Below are 16,203 nucleotides of genomic sequence, written 5' to 3' on the forward strand. Positions count from 1 at the left end.
CCCTGGTGCTGGCCAACCCGAATTACTTCGGCAACATCGAGGGCAGCAAGTTGCCCGCCGTGCTCAACATCGCGCTCAACAAAACCTACGAGGAGATCGGCTGCGTCGGCTTCCAGCCCCAGTTCAACCGACTCGACGCGGTGGTCTTCGTCAACCAGCCGGCCGGTTACGGCGGCGGCGTGTGCGGACCCGGCACGCCGGAATACGTGCGCTTCTACCTCTCGGGCGACAATGGCGCGAGCTGGCAGGATGCGGGCCTGACCAGCTTTATCGCTGTCGATATTCCGGCCGGCACGATCGGCCCGCGCCGGCTCGAATACGCGGTGACCTTGCAGATCAATCCGTCGAAAAAATTCTGCTTCATCGAAAACTTTTACCTGGTGCGCGCGATCCTGTCGTGGAACGTGCCGCCGCCGCCGAACACGCCGGCGTTCAGGCCGGTCTGGGGCGACATCCACAACACGCATATCCAGATCGACCCGCGCCGATTCATCCTGGTCGATGAACTGCTGCAGGCTGCCCAGATCAAATTGCCTCCGGCACTCGGGCAAGTGATCGACCCGGCGCAGCCGGTGCCGCTGGCGCAGCCGGCGCTACTGGACGCGGCCGCGCTGCAGGTGCTGTACAAAGGAAAGGACGTGCCACCGCATCGCTATGCGCTGGCCGAACTGCAGCAGCTGGTCAGCCAGCCGGCGCTGACCGACGCGCTGATGGCGCCCGACTTCGCCGGTGTGCTGCCGGGGCTGGGCATCGATTTGGCGGCCGTCATCGGGCAGTTGTTTCCAACCGACGGCAACACCAGTTTCGAAGAGCTTGAATGCGTGGGCCTGAATCCGAACCAGAATGCGCTGGTCGGCGTCGTCCGGGTCAAGTTGCCGAATGGCTATTCGGKTGGGCCGTGCACGGCGGGCAGCCGCGAGTACGTCAGCTTCTGGGGCGACTTCGACGGCAACGGCAGCTTCGAAACCTTCCTCGGTACGACCTCGGTCAATGTGCACGACTACGATCCGATTCCGCGCGAGGGCCTGGAATATTCAGTGTTCCTGCCGGTGAACCTGGATCAGTACCGCCGGCCTTGCCAAGGCGGCGCGGTGGTCGTGCCGATCCGCGCGATCCTGTCGTGGCAGGTGCCTGCGCCGCCGGGCAACCCGAACTTCGTGCCGGTTTGGGGCAACCGCGAGGAGACGCTCATTCACATCAAGCCGGGCCGCAACGTATCGGGCCATCCGCCCGTCATCGAGACGGTGGGCAGCATGGCAGTGACGGACATCGACGGCGCCGGCTACGCCAACGGGCCGGCCCAGCTGGCCGGCTTCACGGCCAAGCAGAGTCCGTTCGGCGGCGAGGTCGTCATCACCGGGCACCTGGCCAATCCGACCGACATCAGCGCCGGTGCGGCAGCGCTCCGCTACCGCGTGATCGTCAACGACGGYAGCGGCGACCAGGTGGTCAACAATGCCTTCCCGATCGCGCCCACCCAGCTGCTCGACGGGGTCTGGAGCTTCCTGCCGGGCTTGACGCAGACGGCCGACATCAACGGCTATTACACCTACCGCGAAGACTTGACTGGCGGGCCGGGCAATGCCGAGATCTTCGTGGCCGGCAACGTGCTGGCGCGCTGGCAGACGGCCGGCAAGACCGGCACCTGGACCATCCGCATCGAAGCGAAGGATGCCGCCAACGTGACCTACTTCAGCAACATCATCACGGTGCGGCTGGACAATGCGGCGCCGGTCATTCCGGCCGGCAGCTTCAAGATCACGTCCGGCAGCGGCACCTGCGGCGACTTCGTGATCGGCGACATCATCGAAGGCACCTACCAGGTCACGGACGAGCACTTCGGCGCGCTGGCCTTGTCGGTGCAGCCGCCGCTGGGCGGGGTGTTCACGACACCGGTGCCCAATCCGCGTACCTGGCCAACGGTGCCGACCACGGGCGAGTCGGGCATCTGGCGGCTCGACACCAGTGGCATGCCTAAGTGCGGCTACACGGTCCGATTGGGCGCGAGCGACCGCACCATCGTCAACAGTGGCTTTGTCGGCTTCAGTAACGAAGCCTTCCTTGGCCTGTGCCTGAAGGAGCTTGACTCTAGTGGAACCAAATGTGAGTAGACGCGTCTAATCGTGATCATGGAAAGCACGATGGGAATCGGGCTCGCCACCGGCGCCAACGCGGCGCGAACGGCGCTACCCGTGGCGAGCCAGGCGGTAACGCCGGGCACTGCCGCCGGCGCTGGACCGGCGGGAGGCGGGAAAGTAACGCCTGTCAGGAACGAGTACGGTCAGCAGGACGGCTCGGGGCAGGAAGAGATGGGTGAGCACTTGTGTGCACCTTCTCGATAGCAGCCGGTGATCACCTAGCCGCCGGTACGAAAAAACCGCGATCCTTCCGGTATCGCGGTTTTTTTATGGTCGTCGTGTGCCGTCGGCGGGCGCTTATTCGCGCCAGTCGTCCTGCAGGGCGCGGATGGCGGCCTCGCCATTGCGGATCGCCTTCACGCGGCGCACGATCTCGTTGCGCCAGGCTTCGTCGGCGTCCTGGTCGCCATCGTCACTGTCCACCATCAGGAGGCGCATCAGCTCATGTCTGTCATGGGCGGACAGTTGCTGGATCTCGGCAGCGAGCTCGGCGACGTTCAGCATAGGGATCTCCTAGCAGGGTTTTGTGACCTGATGATAACGTGAAGTTTATGGTATGTCGACAGGCTGCAGATTATCTGTTGGCTTCCGGTCAATCAGCTTGTTGTCAGGGTCGATACCGGCGCGCGCGGGGCGTCCATCGACCACCAGCACGACCCGCTGGTCGGCCTGCGTCACGAGCCGGCGTTCGCGCGCGAGCGGGTTGCCGTCCTGGTCGTCGACGCCGAATTCGATGGCGTCGTGCAACGGCTGGGCTCTTTCCTCGCCCTGCTCGCCGGCGCGCACCTTGCCGGCCGTGGCACGGATCTCGACCTCGTATCTGCCGTCCGGCCGGCGCCGCGCCGTTGCGCTGTCGGCGTGGTTGTCATACAGGACGATCGACTCGAACAGGTCGTCGATCAGATAGGCCTTGTCGGGTGGCGTGATGCCGCGCAGGCGCTCGACCAGCGTCGCCACGGTGGGGTAGGGCGGGCCCTGGAACGCGTACTGCGCGACCAGGCCATGCAGCACGCCATTGACCGCATCTTCTCCTATCATGTCCTGCAGCAGGTACATCGCGAGGCTGCCCTTGTGGTAGTGGATGTAGCTCTGGTTCTCGTTCTGCGCCAGCGGCAGTTCCCGGTTGTTCTCGCGGGCGCGGCCCATCAGGTATTCCTCCAGGTCGTAGCGCAGGAAGCGCCGCATCTTGCTGGAGCCGAGCGTGTTCTTCATCGTCATCAGGGCCGTGTATTCGGCCAGGCTTTCCGACAGCACGGTTGCGCCGCGGCTGTCGGCGCCGATCACCTGGTGCGCCCACCACTGGTGCCCCACCTCGTGCGCGCTGATGTAGTACGGGTAGTCGATGTCCTTGCGCGATTCCGGATTCACCTTCGCGATGAAGCCGGCACTTTCCGAGAACGGGATCGTGCCCGGCGCCGCCTGTGCGAACGATGCGTAGCGTGGGAATTCAGCGATGCGCAGCTCGCGGTTCTGGTACGGGCCGAAATGCGTCGAGCCGTAGGCGAGGGCCGCCTTGGCGCCGCGGATCATGCGGTCGACATTGAAATCGTGGGCGGGGGTGTAGTACACGTCGATTGTCACGTCCTGCCAGCGGTCGTGGCGCACTTCGTAGCGGGCCGACTGGAACGTGTAGAAGTTCAGCATCGGCTTGTCCGCCTTGTAGTGGAACCAGCGCCGGCCGCCGCTCATCCATTCCTGCTCCAGCGTGCCCGGCGCGACCACCGTCTGGTCGGGGCTCGTGCTGACGACGGCGTCGAAGCGGATCCAGTCGGCGTCGTTGGCGAGGTAGCTGTTTGCGCGCGCCGCTTCGTTGTCGCGCGCGGCCATGCGTTCCTTCGGTGCGAGACCATGACGCTTGCGGTCGCGGTTGTCGTCCAGCTCATACCTCGGTTGGTAGCCGACGTGCGGCAGCGATTCGTTGCTGAAGAAGGTGCCGTTGCCGACGACGGCCGTGTCGCGGCCCAGGCCCAATACGCCGCCCGGAGCGTCGAGCAGGTCGAATTCCAGTGCCGTGCGCGCGCCCGGCTGCAGCGGCGCTGCCAGCAGGTAGTGATAAAAGCCGTGTTCCGCATCGGCGCGCAGCAGGCGGGCGCCGCCCGCGAAGCGCGGACGGAAGCTTGGCCCGGGCTTCTGGAACAGGACGACGTCGCGGACAGTGGCGCCCGTCCGGTTTTCCAGCTGGTAGAAGCCGTGCACCTTCAGCGTGCGTGCGACGGGATGGATGTCGACCTGCAGGCCGACGTCCGTCACGCGCGGCTGCGGCAGCTTCGCAAAGCGCTTGTAGCGCAGCTCGTAGTCGGCGCGCACCTGTTCCTTGTGCCAGGCGGTCTGGTAAGCGCCCAGATGCACGAGGTTGTACCACAGCAGACCGGCGCTGGCGGCGAAGATCAGGATGCCGGCCGCGAACCCACCCAGTACGCCTGGTGTCAGGCGCGCGCGCGCCAGACGCAGGCGTTCGGCGAAGCTGTCGCTCACGCCGCGCGGCCACAGGACCAGGGCGATCGTGAACAGGATGATGGCCGCGCCGCCCCAGTAGACCTGCAAGGTGCGCTGCAGGGCCAGGAAATGGCCGTAGCCGTTCATGGCGGAATACGTCACGTCCGGCAGCGCGCCGTACACGAGCATCGGGTGGTCGAGGCCGAAGCCGCCGAGGAACAAGGTGGCCACGTAATACGTCACCAGCGCGAAGTAGGCGAGGTATTTGTGGTTCAGGATGGCCTGGGCCGCCATCGCCAGCACGGCCAGCAGCACGTAGCGGGGCAGCAGGATGCCGAACAGCGTGGACAGGTACAGGCCCGGTTCCAGCGTCAGGTAGCCGTGCGCCAGCTGGATGCCCATCCCGCACAGCATGGCGGCCAGCAGCAGCAGGACTTGCAGGCCGACGAGTGCGATGGTCTTGGCCGCCAGCGGCAGCCAGCCCGGCACGGGCAGCGCATCCATCATCTGGGCCATGCGGGCCTCGCGTTCGCGCCACACCATCTCGCCCGCATAGAACGTCGTGACGACCAGCACGAACGGCGCGAACACGTCGCGGATCAGCTCCAGCATCATGTAGGTGACGGGATACGTCTTCGTGCCGTAGATCGCGCCCAGGTCGAGCGAGCTGACGACGAGGGTCAGCATGCCGGCCAGGACGATCACGGCGAAGTAGATATTCTTGACGGATTCCCGGAACGCGAGCCAGGTCGATTTCGCCAGCAGCACGGCGAGGCTGCGCGCGGCGAAGTCGGGCGTCTCGTGCATGGCGGACGCGGTCTGCTGCGCGCCCTCCGGCGCCGCCTGCTCGTCGGTCCGGGCCTGGCCGCGCCGCCCGGCGGGCGTGGCCACGAAGCTGAAGCGCCAGTAGCCGAGCAGCAGCACGACGAGCGAGAATGCCGACCAGATCGCGCGGTTGACGAGGAACACGCCGGCGAACGGCACCTGCAGCGTGTTGCGTTCCGTGAGGCTCCAGTATTCGGTGAGGCGGATCAGCGCCGTGGTGCCGAACGGGTCGATCAGCGCCGCGAGCGTCTTGTAATCGAGGTCGCGCGCCAGCGACGGCGCGACGATGTAACCGATCAGCATGACGACGCTGGCGACGTATACGGCCAGCATGCGCCGCGTGAGCGCCGCGAGCGCGAAAAAGATGGCGCCGAAGATGAACAGGTTGGGCAGCAGCGTGTGGAAGTAGGGCAGCAGGTAGCCCGCCACGGAATAGGGCCCGACGCGGGCGTGGTCGATGCCGGGCAGGACGGTCCCCAGCAGGGTGCCGAGCAGGATGGCCGAGAACACGACGGCCAGCGTCGCCAACGCGCCGAGGAAGCGGCCGAACACGTAGGCATACTTCGGGATCGGGGCGCTGAAGAAGAAGTGGTGCATCTCGTATTCGAAGTCCTGCTGCACCGAACGCCCCATCATCGCGGCCACGACGATGATGCCGAGGCAGCCGAGGAAGGCGCTGCTCAGCGCGACCTGGCGCGGCGCGTTGATCAGGACGCGGCCGCCGAACGAGACGAAGGCCTCCTTGAACACGCCGCCAGCGGCGGCCATCCACAGCAGGGCCAGGGCGAAGAACGCGAAGAAGTACACCCAGGTCGACAGCAGCTTCAGGCGCTGCCGGGCCTCGAAACCGGCGATGGCGAGGAGCGCACCCATGAATCAGCAATTCCCCGCGAGGTCGTTGTGGCGGCCGGCGATGGTGGCGAAATAGACGTCGTCCAGCGTGGGATGGATCGGCTCGAAGTCGTCGCCCGGATAGCGGTCGGCATATACGTGGATCAAGGTGCGGCCCGCGAGCAGGCGCGTGGAGATGACGGTGTGGCGTTTCTGGAAGGCGGGCAGGTCCTGCTTGTTCACCACGCGCGCCCAGATCTTGCCTTCGATGCCCTCGATGAGGCGGGCCGGTTCGCCGCACAGCAGCACGTGGCCCTTGTTGATGATCGCCATGTGGGCGCACAGGTCGGCCACGTCGGACACGATGTGCGTGGACAGGATGACGGTCTTGTCCTCGCCGATGTCGGACAACAGGTTGTGGAAGCGCACCCGTTCCTGCGGGTCGAGGCCGGCCGTCGGCTCGTCGACGATGATCAGCTGCGGGTCGCCGAGCAGGGCCTGGGCGATGCCGAAGCGCTGGCGCATGCCGCCCGAAAACGTGCCCAGTTTCTGGTTGCGCACCTCGAACAGATTGGTCTGCTGCAGCAGGGCGTCGACGACTTCACGCCGGCGCTGGCGCTGCGCCAGTCCCTTCAGTTGGGCGAAATGGTCGAGCAGTTCGTACGCGGTGACCTTCGGGTACACGCCGAAATCCTGCGGCAGATAGCCGAGCAGGCGGCGCACCTCGTCCTTTTCGTCGAGCACGTCGATGTCGTCCAGGAAGACGGAGCCGCTGTCGCATTCCTGCAAGGTGGCGAGGATCCGCATCAGGGTCGATTTGCCGGCGCCGTTGGGGCCCAGCAGGCCGAACATCCCGGGCGGGATGCTCAGCGACACCTTGTCCAGTGCGACCACGCCATTCGTATAGGTCTTGGACATGTTGCGGATTTGTAATTCCATGGGTACTCCCGTTGCGCGTGACAATGCACGTATTTCATGACTGTTGCATTGTATTAAAAAGGAGCTGACGCGGCAGCAGCCGTGCGACACACGGCATGTTCACCAGTCCAGAGTGCAGAAAAGCGGGAGCAGGACGCAGGCCAGCATACGTCGCGGAACGGGTTCTGTCTACTTTGGCAACATTGCCGATGATGACGGAGCAGGAAAAACCGGCATAATGACCGCATGGACACCCTCATCAAGGACAAGATCCTGGTCGTCACCCGCCAGGGCCGGACGCGCGCCGAGTCGACGGACTGGTTCCGCGTGGCCGTCGGCCTGTACTACCTGGCCGGGCTGATGACCAAGGAAACCATCGATTTCAAGACCGTGGACCGCGACTGGAACCGCTTCATCTACCACACCATCGGCGGCGGCCACACGATCACGAGTATCCTGCAATTCATGAGCGGGAAAAACGTCTTGCCGGTGGTGCAGTCCGGGCGTTTCATGGCGGCTTTTACGGCGACGTGCGCCGATGTGCCGCCGGATTCGATTCCCTTCCTGCTGGAACTGAACCTGGGCGTGGCGAAAGACATCTCGAAGCTGGAGGTGGCGGGGCCGGTGCTCGACTGGCTGGAAGCGCAGAAGCTTGCTCAGAAGGCACGTGAAGGAGGGGCGGCGGCGGAGGGCATATAATTCTGCTTATCGAACAACAAGCTGAATAAGGCAATCCATGTCTACCGCAACCCGCACCATCAATCCCCTCGACCACCTGATCGTCGGCTTCGACAAGGCCTTGCGCGTGGTGGGTGGCGTGGCGAAGGCCGCGCGTCCGAATCCCGGCACCTCGGCGCCGGACTGCGAGCTGAACGCCCAGGAACAGCGCCATAGCGCCGGCCTGATGCGCGTGAACCACGTGGGCGAAGTGTGCGCCCAGGCCTTGTACGATGCCCAGGGCCGGCGCGCGTCCACGCAGGCCATGCGCACGCAGATGGAACAATCCGGACGCGAGGAAGAAGACCACCTGGCCTGGACGGCCGAGCGCCTGGCCGAGCTGGGTTCCCAGCCGAGCCTGCTGAATCCGCTGTGGTATGCCGGTGCCTATGCGCTGGGATTGGCGGCGTCGCGCCTGGGCGACGCCGTGAGCCTCGGCTTTGTCGTCGAGACGGAACGCCAGGTGGAGGCGCACTTGAACAGCCACCTCGACCAGCTGCCGCCGCAGGACGCGAAATCGCGCGCCATCGTCACCCGGATGCGCGACGATGAGATCGAACACGGCGCCAAGGCCGAGGCCATGGGCGCGGCCGAGATGCCATTGCCCGTCAGGGCGGCGATGCGCGCCATGGCCAAGGTGATGACCACGACGGCGTATTACATCTGATGTGTCGGCATCGTGATACGTAGGGTGGGAACCCCGTGCCCACGCGTTACGCCGGCGTGACGCGAACGTTTCGCCCGGCGTGACGCGAACGTTACGCGTGGGCACAGGGGTGCCCACCCTACGGTTTATGCTTCTACAATTTCAAATGAATGCGTGATCTCGGCCGTCTTGGCCAGCATGATCGACGCCGAGCAGTATTTGTCGTGCGACAGGTTGACCGCGCGTTCGACCGTCGCCTGCTTCAGGTTGCGGCCCGTGACGATGAAGTGGAAGTGGATCCTGGTGAACACCTTCGGATCCGTCTCGGCGCGCTCGGCCTTCAGGGTGACGTCGCAGCCGCGCACGTCCTCGCGGCTGCGCTTGAGGATCAGTACGACGTCGTAGGCGGTGCAGCCGCCGGTGCCCAGCAGCACCATTTCCATCGGACGCGGCGCCAGGTTATGGCCACCGCCCTCGGGGGCGCCATCCATGCTGACCAGGTGGCCGGAGCCGGTCTCGGCCCGGAAGCTCATCCCGGACGGTCCGTTCCAGCTGACTTTGACTTCCATCGAATTCTCCGCTTGAGTGTGTGAACGAGGGCATCCATTCTAAGTCAGCGCGGCGTACCGTGCTGGCAAAGCCTCAAACGGCTAGCACGTAGCGCTCGCTCTTCATGCGCCAGGCGGCAAAGGCGACGGCCGCCCAGGCCGCCAGGGCGGAGCACACGAAGGTCAGCACGAACGGCAGCAGGCCGATGTCGCCGCCCTTGGCCGTCTCGCGCAGCAGGGTCTGGTTCGACAGCATCGGCACGAGGTACATCCACGACGCCGTCTTGAGATCAAGCATCGAMACGGCGAGCCCCGGCAGCATCGGCACCAGCATCACGATCGACAGCACGCTCTGCGCTTCCTTGAACGAGCGCGCGTTCATCGCCACCGCGATCTGCATGCCGGCCGCGAACAGCGACAGCGGCACCGAGGCCAGGCACACGAGCAGCAGCCGGCCCCAGCCCACGCGCCAGGACATGCCGATTTCCTCCAGCGGCATCCACGACAGGATCGCATGCGCCAGCATCAGTTCCAGCGTGATGCCGACGATGGCGAGCAGGGCCGCGGCCAGCCACTTGCCCGCGACGAGTTCCCACGTGCGCACGGGCTGCGCCATCAGCACCTCCAGCGAGCGCCGCTCGCGTTCGCCCGCCGTGGAATCGACGGCCGCCGACAGCCCGCAGATGAACGCGGGGAAGAACAGGAAGCCGAGGATGCCGCCGATGATGCCGGCCGAACGCGCGGCCGTCGTGCCCGTGTCGTAGCGCTGCACCTGCACGGGCGACAGCGCCGCCGGCGACACCCCGTGCGCCAGCAGGCGCGCGCCGGCGATGTTGGCACCGTAGGCGTTCAGCACGTCCTCGACGTCGCGCCGGCCGTCCTGTTCCGTCGACGAGTCGTACCACAGCTCGATGCGGGCCGGCCGCATCGCCGCGTAATCGGCCGCGTACTTGCCGGGCAGGCGCAGCACGGCGGCGGCCTTGTGCGTGCGCAGCAGGTCGCCGATGGCGGTTTCGTCGAGCGGCGGCGTGTCGTGCACGGTGATGTTCTTCTGCTTCAGCTGGGCCATCAGCGTGGGCGCCTGGGCGCCGCCGATCACGGCCAGCACGATGCCCTCGCGTTCCGGCCGCGTCGCGCGGTCGATCCACTGGTGCAGCAGGACGCCCAGCAGCAGCGGGTACATCAGCGTGAACAGTGCCAGCAGGCCGAGCGAGCGCTTGTCGCGCAGCGATTCGCGCAGCTCTTTCTTGAACACGACCAGGAATTTCGATGTCATGCTTCGATCCCCTCATCGGTGCCGACCAGGCGCACGAAGGCGTCTTCCAGGTTGGCGATGCCGGTGCGCCGGCACAGGTCTTCCGGCGTGCCCTGGGCCACCGTATGGCCCTTGGCGATGACGATCACGTCGTCGCACAAATGGCTCACCTCCTGCATCACGTGCGTGGCCATTACGACGCAGCAGCCCTGTTCGCGCAGCGCGGACAGCGCCTGGCGCACGGCGCGCGTGCTCATCACGTCCAGGCCGCGCGTGGGTTCGTCCAGCAGCAGGTGGCGCGGGCGGTGCAGCAGCGCGCGCGCGAGGGCCACCTTGATGCGCTGGCCCTGCGAAAAGCCCTTGCTGCGGCGTTCCAGGATGTCGTCCATCGCGAGCATCTCCGACACCTCGTCGATGCGCTGGCGCAGGCCATTGCCCGCCATGCCGTTCAGCTCCCCGAAATACGTCAGGTACTCGCGCGTGGACAGGCGCTCGTACAGCCCGAACTGGTCGGTCAGGAAGCCGATGTTGGCGCGCACGGCGAGCGGATCGCGCTCCGGGTCGATGCCGTCGATGGCGATGGTGCCGTGGTCGCGTTTCAGCATGCCGACGAGGGTGCGCAGCAGCGTGGTCTTGCCGGCGCCGTTGGGGCCGAGCAGGGCGGTGATGTGGCCGTCGTGCGCCGTGAAGCTGACGCCTCCCAGCGCCTGCACGGCGCCGAACTGTTTGCGGACTTCGTGTGCTTCGATCATGGTGTGGGCGGTTCGTTACGGTTGCGGCCCGGCGCTGCCGAGCTGGAAGGTCGGGGCCGGGATCTCGTTCAGGCAGGCGCCGTCGATTTTTACGGTTGGCTGGTCGAGGAAGGCGCGTAGCAGGCGCGGCGCGCAGCCCAGTTGCGACACGCCGTGGCCGACGTTGGGCGCCGTCAGCAGCTGGGCGTGGTCCATGTATGTCGCGGCTGCGCGGGCGCGGCGCGGCGGCGTGACGGGATCCTGCGCGCCGGACAGCAGCAGCACCGGGGCGGCAATCCGCGCAGGTGGCGCGTCGGGCACGGGCGGCACGTTCATCGCGCGGCACAGTCCGCGCATGCGATCGGCCAGGGTGCGCGTCAGCGGGCTCGCGTCCGCGCGCGCCAGCGCGGGCGTGAAGCGCGGCATGTCCTCGGCGCAGATGACGGCCAGGTGCAGCAGGGTGGCCGGCGAGCCGTCGGGCGAAAAGTCGGCGGCCAGGTTGCGGCGCGCGACGAACGGCTGCCAGCGCCCCTCGGTGGCGCTGTGCACGAGGAAGGGCAGGCGGCGCGCGTCGGCCGGCGCGTACAACATGTTGCGCACGGTGTCGAGCAGGCGCTCGCTCGTCATCGTGATGTCGACCTGGCGCGCGGTGCGCGGGTCGGGCAGGCTCAGTTTCAGCGGGGACGTATCGAGCCGGCCGACGAGGGCCGTGAATTCGCCCTTCAGGTTCGGGTAGGCACGGGCGCAGGCGGCGTCCTGTGCGCACTGGGCGAACAGCTGGTCGAGCGCGGCCTGGCCGTCGCGGCCGCCGGCCGGGATCACCTGGTCGGGGGCGGCCACCGCGTCCAGCACCAGCGTGCGCACGCCGGCGGGATAGGCACGGGCATAAGTCTGCGCCAGGCGCGTGCCGTACGAGCCGCCCCACAGGTTGATCTGCTGGTAGCCGAGCGCGCGGCGCACGGCCTCGATGTCGCGCGCGGCCGCGGCCGTCGTGTAGGCGGCGAACGGTACGCGGCTGGCGGCGATGCAGCGGCGCAGGGCGGCGTCGACGTCGGCGTCGCTGAGCTTCGCATCCTCGTCGACGTCGGACGGGCATTCGAGCTTGCCGGAGAGCCCCGTGCCGCGCTGGTCGATGAACACGATGTCGCGCGTGGCGCGCACGCGCCTGAACGCGGTGGACAGCAGGGGCAGCACGTCRCTGCCCGCCTCGCCGGGGCCGCCGGCCAGCACGAACAGCGGATCGGGGCGCGCACCCTGGCGCAGCGCGGGGGCGACCGTCACGTGCAGGTTCAGGGTGGCCGGCTTGCCGGGTTCGAGCGGGACGGGCAGGGTCAGGCAGCGCAGGGCGTCCTCGACGCCGGGCAGGTGGCAGCTGCGCGGCTGCGCGGCGGGCGTGACGGCGGCGGCCGGCAGGGGGGCGGCCGACAGGGCGCCCGTGAGCAGGGCGCCCAGGAACAGAATCGATTTCACGCGGTCTCCTCTTCGATGCAGGCCATACTATTTGCGCTCTTTTTCTCGGTCAATGGAAAAGTTGCAAAATTGCATGATCCTTCGTGCGAGTCTAGGCCCGGCGATTCCTGTGGGAATTGCGTTGCCTCATCTTCGTGCCGCACAATGGCTGGCTTGACGGTGGTGTGCGGAATCGGCTATGATCGTGGGCTTTCCATTTGCTCGGGAAAAGACAATAAGGCAGAGTCCGCGAAGTAACAACGCCCGCGGAACCACCATTCGAGCATTAATTAATTCCAAATAGGAAGTCAACATGAAAACTTTTTCCGCTAAGGGCCATGAAGTCCAGCGCGATTGGTACGTGATTGACGCGACGGACAAAGTCCTCGGACGTGTTGCCAGCGAAGTGGCACTCCGACTGCGCGGCAAGCACAAGCCGGAATTTACCCCTCACGTCGATACCGGTGATTTCATCGTCRTCRTCAACGCAGGCAAACTGCGCGTGACCGGCACCAAAGCCAACGACAAGAAATACTACCGTCACTCGGGCTACCCGGGCGGTATCTACGAAACCAACTTCCTGAAAATGCAACAGCGCTTCCCGGGCCGTGCCCTGGAAAAAGCTGTCAAAGGCATGCTGCCGAAGGGCCCGCTGGGCTACGCAATGATCAAGAAGCTGAAAGTGTATGCGGAAGCCACCCACCCGCACGCTGCCCAGCAACCCAAAGCACTCGAAATCTAAGTAAGGACCTGACATGATCGGTAACTACAACTACGGCACCGGCCGTCGCAAGAGTGCAGTGGCCCGTGTGTTCATCAAGGCTGGCACCGGCCAGATCATCGTGAACGGCAAACCGGCCGCCGAATACTTCTCGCGCGAAACCGGCCTGATGGTCATCCGTCAACCTCTGGAACTGACCGGCAACGTCGAGCGTTTCGACATCAAAGTCAACGTGCATGGCGGCGGCGAGTCCGGCCAGGCAGGTGCAGTGCGCCACGGCATCACCCGTGCACTGATCGACTACGACGCAGGCCTGAAGGGCGACCTGGCACGTGCCGGTTTCGTCACCCGTGACGCCCGTGAAGTCGAGCGTAAGAAAGTTGGTCTGCGCAAAGCACGTCGCGCAAAGCAATTCTCGAAGCGTTAATTGGATCTGCAGCGCTCCGTGCGCTGCTGCCAGACAAAAAGCCGCCCGCTGCACAGCCGGCGGCTTTTTTGTTTCTGAATTCGGGGTCAGAGCACTTTTTGCGTTTTGACACCGGATTTTCGAAATAATGTGCTCTGACCCCGAATGGTTCGATGCAGCACGTGACGTAGCAGCCTGCTAAAATTGCGGGCTCGTACGGAATCGCATTCATTTATTGAGGGGAAACAGACATGATCAAAGTTGGCATCGTTGGCGGCACCGGATACACGGGCGTGGAGCTGCTGCGCCTGCTCGCCGCCCACCCCGAGGCGCAGCTGACCGCCATCACTTCGCGCAAGGAAGACGGCCTGCCCGTCGCCGATATGTTTCCCTCGCTGCGCGGCCACGTCGACATCGCGTTCTCGAGCCCGGACAAGGCCGACCTGAAGCAGTGCGACGTCGTGTTCTTTGCGACTCCGCACGGCGTCGCCATGGCCCAGGCGCCCGAGCTGATCGCCGCCGGCGTCAAGGTGATCGACCTGGCCGCGGATTTCCGCCTGAAGGATCCCGTCACGTTCGAAAAGTGGTACAAGATGCCGCACAGCGCGCCCGAGCTGCTGGAAGAGGCCGTGTATGGCCTGCCCGAACTGAACCGTGAAGACATCAGGAAGGCGCGCCTGATCGCCAACCCGGGCTGCTACCCGACCACGATGCAGCTGGGCTTTTATCCGCTGCTGAAGGCGGGCATCGTCGATGCCGGCAACCTGATCGCCGACAGCAAGTCGGGCGTGTCGGGTGCGGGCCGCAAGGCCGAGATCGGCACGCTGTTCTCGGAAGCGAGCGACAATTTCAAGGCCTATGGCGTGCACGGCCACCGTCACACGCCGGAGACGTCGGCCCAGCTGCAGCGCTACACCGACCAGAAGGTCGGCCTGATCTTCACGCCGCACCTCGTGCCGATGATCCGCGGCATGCATTCGACCCTCTACGCGCGCCTCACGCAGGACATCACGAACGAAGCCCTGCAGGCGCTGTTCGAAGAGCAGTACAAGGACGCGGAATTCGTCGACGTCATGCCGTTCGGCTCGCATCCGGAAACCCGCTCGACGCGCGGTTCGAACATGCTGCGCATCGCGCTGCACCGTCCGGACAACGGCAACACGGTCGTCATCCTCGTCGTGCAGGACAACCTGGTCAAGGGCGCGTCCGGCCAGGCCGTGCAGTGCATGAACCTGATGTTCGGCCTGCCGGAAAGCATGGGCCTGAAGCAGATCGCGCTGCTGCCGTAAGCGCTGGAGCGGCCCGCCCCGGGCCGCTCGCTCCTGGCAAGCTTGGTCACAAGACACAGATCAAGGTGGCAAGTGTGGGCGACGGTACATTGACCTTTGGATAGAGTCACGTCGCACACGTTCAAGCACAGGGGACAATCATGTTCGGTCGTAACGCAAAAAGCGAAATCGATAGCCTGATCGGCATTTCCGCACGCATCGAAGGGGATCTCGTGTTCACCGGTGGCCTGCGCATCGACGGCGAGGTGCACGGCAACGTGATCGCCGGCGATGGCAACGAGAGCGTGCTGATCATTTCCGAACACGCGCGCATCGAAGGCGAGGTGCGCTGCGCCAATCTCGTCGTCAACGGTTATATCGCGGGAACGGTTTTTTCCTCGGAGCTCCTTGAATTGCAACCGAAAGGCCGCATACATGGGGATGTCCATTACCGCCTGCTGGAAATGCACGGCGGCGCTCTCGTGACGGGCAAACTGACCCACCAGCCCGACCTCGCGACGGCCGCCGAGCCGGTGTTTCATCTTGGTATCGCGGCCGAAGGGGCTTCAGCATGACTGGCGCCAACGGTCTATAATGGACGAAATCCGAATCCAATCAGGAGTTTATCCATGAATGCAGTCGCCGAAGTGCAAAACGCACAAGACACGATCCCCGCGCCCATCAATTTCACCGACAGCGCTGCCCAGAAGGTTGCCCAACTGATCGAGGAAGAAGGCAATCCCGACCTGAAACTGCGCGTGTTCGTGCAGGGCGGCGGTTGCTCGGGCTTCCAGTACGGCTTCACCTTCGACGAGATCGTGAACGAAGACGACACCTCGATGGAAAAGAATGGCGTCACCCTGCTGATCGACTCGATGAGCTACCAGTACCTGGTCGGTGCCGAAATCGACTACAAGGACGACCTCGAAGGGGCCCAGTTCGTCATCAAGAACCCGAACGCCACCTCGACCTGCGGCTGCGGTTCGTCGTTTTCCGCGTAAAACCGTTCTTGCATCGATACCAAAGCCGCTCCGGCATGCCGGGGCGGTTTTTTTTCGTCCATACGGACCGGTCCAGAAGTGCGCCTGATGGCCACGTACGAGGTCGCGGACAACAGCTGGCGCGTCCGCGCCGGCACCTATCGCGTGCTGTTCGGGCAGGCCGCGGACGACCTGCCCATGTCGGTGGACGTGACGCTGCCGGACATGACCTGGAGCGCCGTCCACAAGGATTAGAACTGGTAGGGTGGGCTCCCCGAGCCCACGCGGACGTTTGCGGCACGCTGGCGTTACGCGTGGGCACAGGGGTGCCCAC

17 protein-coding genes are annotated in these 16,203 nt (G+C 65.3%); 10 read left to right on the forward strand and 7 right to left on the reverse strand.

Going from position 1 to position 16,203, the window contains the following annotated elements:
- Together AC1DYX_RS16525 and AC1DYX_RS16530 are read left to right on the forward strand one after the other, a co-directional pair.
- The coding region (locus tag AC1DYX_RS16525; RefSeq protein ID WP_477260682.1) for a hypothetical protein at positions 1-2,111 on the forward strand (2,111 nt) is incomplete at its 5' end.
- A gap of 30 nt (positions 2,112-2,141) precedes the next feature.
- Complete coding sequence (locus tag AC1DYX_RS16530; protein WP_477260684.1) at positions 2,142-2,342, forward strand: hypothetical protein; 201 nt, start codon at positions 2,142-2,144, stop codon at positions 2,340-2,342.
- Positions 2,343-2,435: 93 nt separating this feature from the next.
- Here AC1DYX_RS16530 and AC1DYX_RS16535 read toward each other — a convergent pair whose 3' ends face one another.
- The 3 genes from AC1DYX_RS16535 to AC1DYX_RS16545 are packed head-to-tail and all read right to left on the reverse strand — an operon-like array spanning position 2,436 to position 7,169.
- Positions 2,436-2,642 carry an addiction module protein gene (locus tag AC1DYX_RS16535; protein WP_477260686.1) on the reverse strand — a complete coding sequence of 69 codons (207 nt, stop codon included), beginning with the start codon at positions 2,640-2,642 and terminating at the stop codon, positions 2,436-2,438.
- 45 nt (positions 2,643-2,687) lie between these two features.
- Positions 2,688-6,272: an ABC transporter permease/M1 family aminopeptidase gene (locus tag AC1DYX_RS16540; protein ID WP_477260688.1), complete on the reverse strand. Its 3,585-nt coding sequence runs from the start codon at positions 6,270-6,272 to the stop codon at positions 2,688-2,690.
- 3 nt (positions 6,273-6,275) lie between these two features.
- Complete coding sequence (locus AC1DYX_RS16545) at positions 6,276-7,169, reverse strand: ABC transporter ATP-binding protein (protein WP_477260690.1); 894 nt, start codon at positions 7,167-7,169, stop codon at positions 6,276-6,278.
- A gap of 225 nt (positions 7,170-7,394) precedes the next feature.
- On the opposite strand from AC1DYX_RS16545, the gene AC1DYX_RS16550 reads away from it, so the two are divergent.
- Both AC1DYX_RS16550 and coq7 read left to right on the forward strand, forming a co-directional pair.
- Entirely contained in the window at positions 7,395-7,847 is a 453-nt protein-coding gene (locus AC1DYX_RS16550) for a hypothetical protein (RefSeq protein ID WP_477260692.1), read from the forward strand.
- A gap of 37 nt (positions 7,848-7,884) precedes the next feature.
- Entirely contained in the window at positions 7,885-8,532 is a 648-nt protein-coding gene (coq7, locus tag AC1DYX_RS16555) for a 2-polyprenyl-3-methyl-6-methoxy-1,4-benzoquinone monooxygenase (protein WP_477260694.1), read from the forward strand.
- Between the two features lie 125 nt (positions 8,533-8,657).
- Here coq7 and AC1DYX_RS16560 read toward each other — a convergent pair whose 3' ends face one another.
- The 4 genes from AC1DYX_RS16560 to AC1DYX_RS16575 form a co-directional block, all read right to left on the reverse strand.
- Positions 8,658-9,080 (reverse strand): OsmC family protein, encoded by a 423-nt coding sequence (locus AC1DYX_RS16560; RefSeq protein ID WP_477260696.1) that lies wholly within the window; start codon positions 9,078-9,080, stop codon positions 8,658-8,660.
- 73 nt (positions 9,081-9,153) lie between these two features.
- Entirely contained in the window at positions 9,154-10,335 is a 1,182-nt protein-coding gene (locus tag AC1DYX_RS16565) for an ABC transporter permease (RefSeq protein ID WP_477260698.1), read from the reverse strand.
- Positions 10,332-11,066 (reverse strand): ABC transporter ATP-binding protein, encoded by a 735-nt coding sequence (locus tag AC1DYX_RS16570; RefSeq protein ID WP_477260700.1) that lies wholly within the window; start codon positions 11,064-11,066, stop codon positions 10,332-10,334. Before AC1DYX_RS16570 ends, AC1DYX_RS16565 begins: the two co-directional genes overlap by 4 nt.
- Positions 11,067-11,081: 15 nt before the next feature.
- Positions 11,082-12,515, reverse strand: a complete 1,434-nt coding sequence (locus AC1DYX_RS16575; protein WP_477260702.1) for an alpha/beta hydrolase — start codon at positions 12,513-12,515, stop codon at positions 11,082-11,084.
- Positions 12,516-12,807: 292 nt separating this feature from the next.
- Between AC1DYX_RS16575 and rplM the strand changes: the two genes are divergently transcribed.
- The 6 genes from rplM (at position 12,808) to AC1DYX_RS16605 (ending at position 16,124) form a co-directional block, all read left to right on the forward strand.
- Positions 12,808-13,236 (forward strand): 50S ribosomal protein L13, encoded by a 429-nt coding sequence (gene rplM / locus AC1DYX_RS16580; RefSeq protein WP_477260704.1) that lies wholly within the window; start codon positions 12,808-12,810, stop codon positions 13,234-13,236.
- Between the two features lie 13 nt (positions 13,237-13,249).
- Complete coding sequence (rpsI, locus tag AC1DYX_RS16585; protein ID WP_028102305.1) at positions 13,250-13,642, forward strand: 30S ribosomal protein S9; 393 nt, start codon at positions 13,250-13,252, stop codon at positions 13,640-13,642.
- A 230-nt stretch (positions 13,643-13,872) separates the two neighbouring features.
- Positions 13,873-14,910, forward strand: coding sequence for an N-acetyl-gamma-glutamyl-phosphate reductase (gene argC / locus AC1DYX_RS16590; RefSeq protein ID WP_477260707.1), 1,038 nt, complete (start codon positions 13,873-13,875; stop codon positions 14,908-14,910).
- Positions 14,911-15,050: 140 nt separating this feature from the next.
- Entirely contained in the window at positions 15,051-15,464 is a 414-nt protein-coding gene (locus AC1DYX_RS16595; protein ID WP_477260709.1) for a bactofilin family protein, read from the forward strand.
- 54 nt (positions 15,465-15,518) lie between these two features.
- The gene (erpA, locus tag AC1DYX_RS16600; protein WP_477260711.1) at positions 15,519-15,890 is read left to right on the forward strand and encodes an iron-sulfur cluster insertion protein ErpA; all 372 of its coding nucleotides are present in this window, start codon (positions 15,519-15,521) and stop codon (positions 15,888-15,890) included.
- Positions 15,891-15,977: 87 nt separating this feature from the next.
- Positions 15,978-16,124 carry a hypothetical protein gene (locus tag AC1DYX_RS16605; protein WP_477260713.1) on the forward strand — a complete coding sequence of 49 codons (147 nt, stop codon included), beginning with the start codon at positions 15,978-15,980 and terminating at the stop codon, positions 16,122-16,124.
- Positions 16,125-16,203 lie beyond the last annotated feature (79 nt).

The sequence above is a fragment of the Massilia sp. P2_C2 genome (assembly GCF_056404615.1).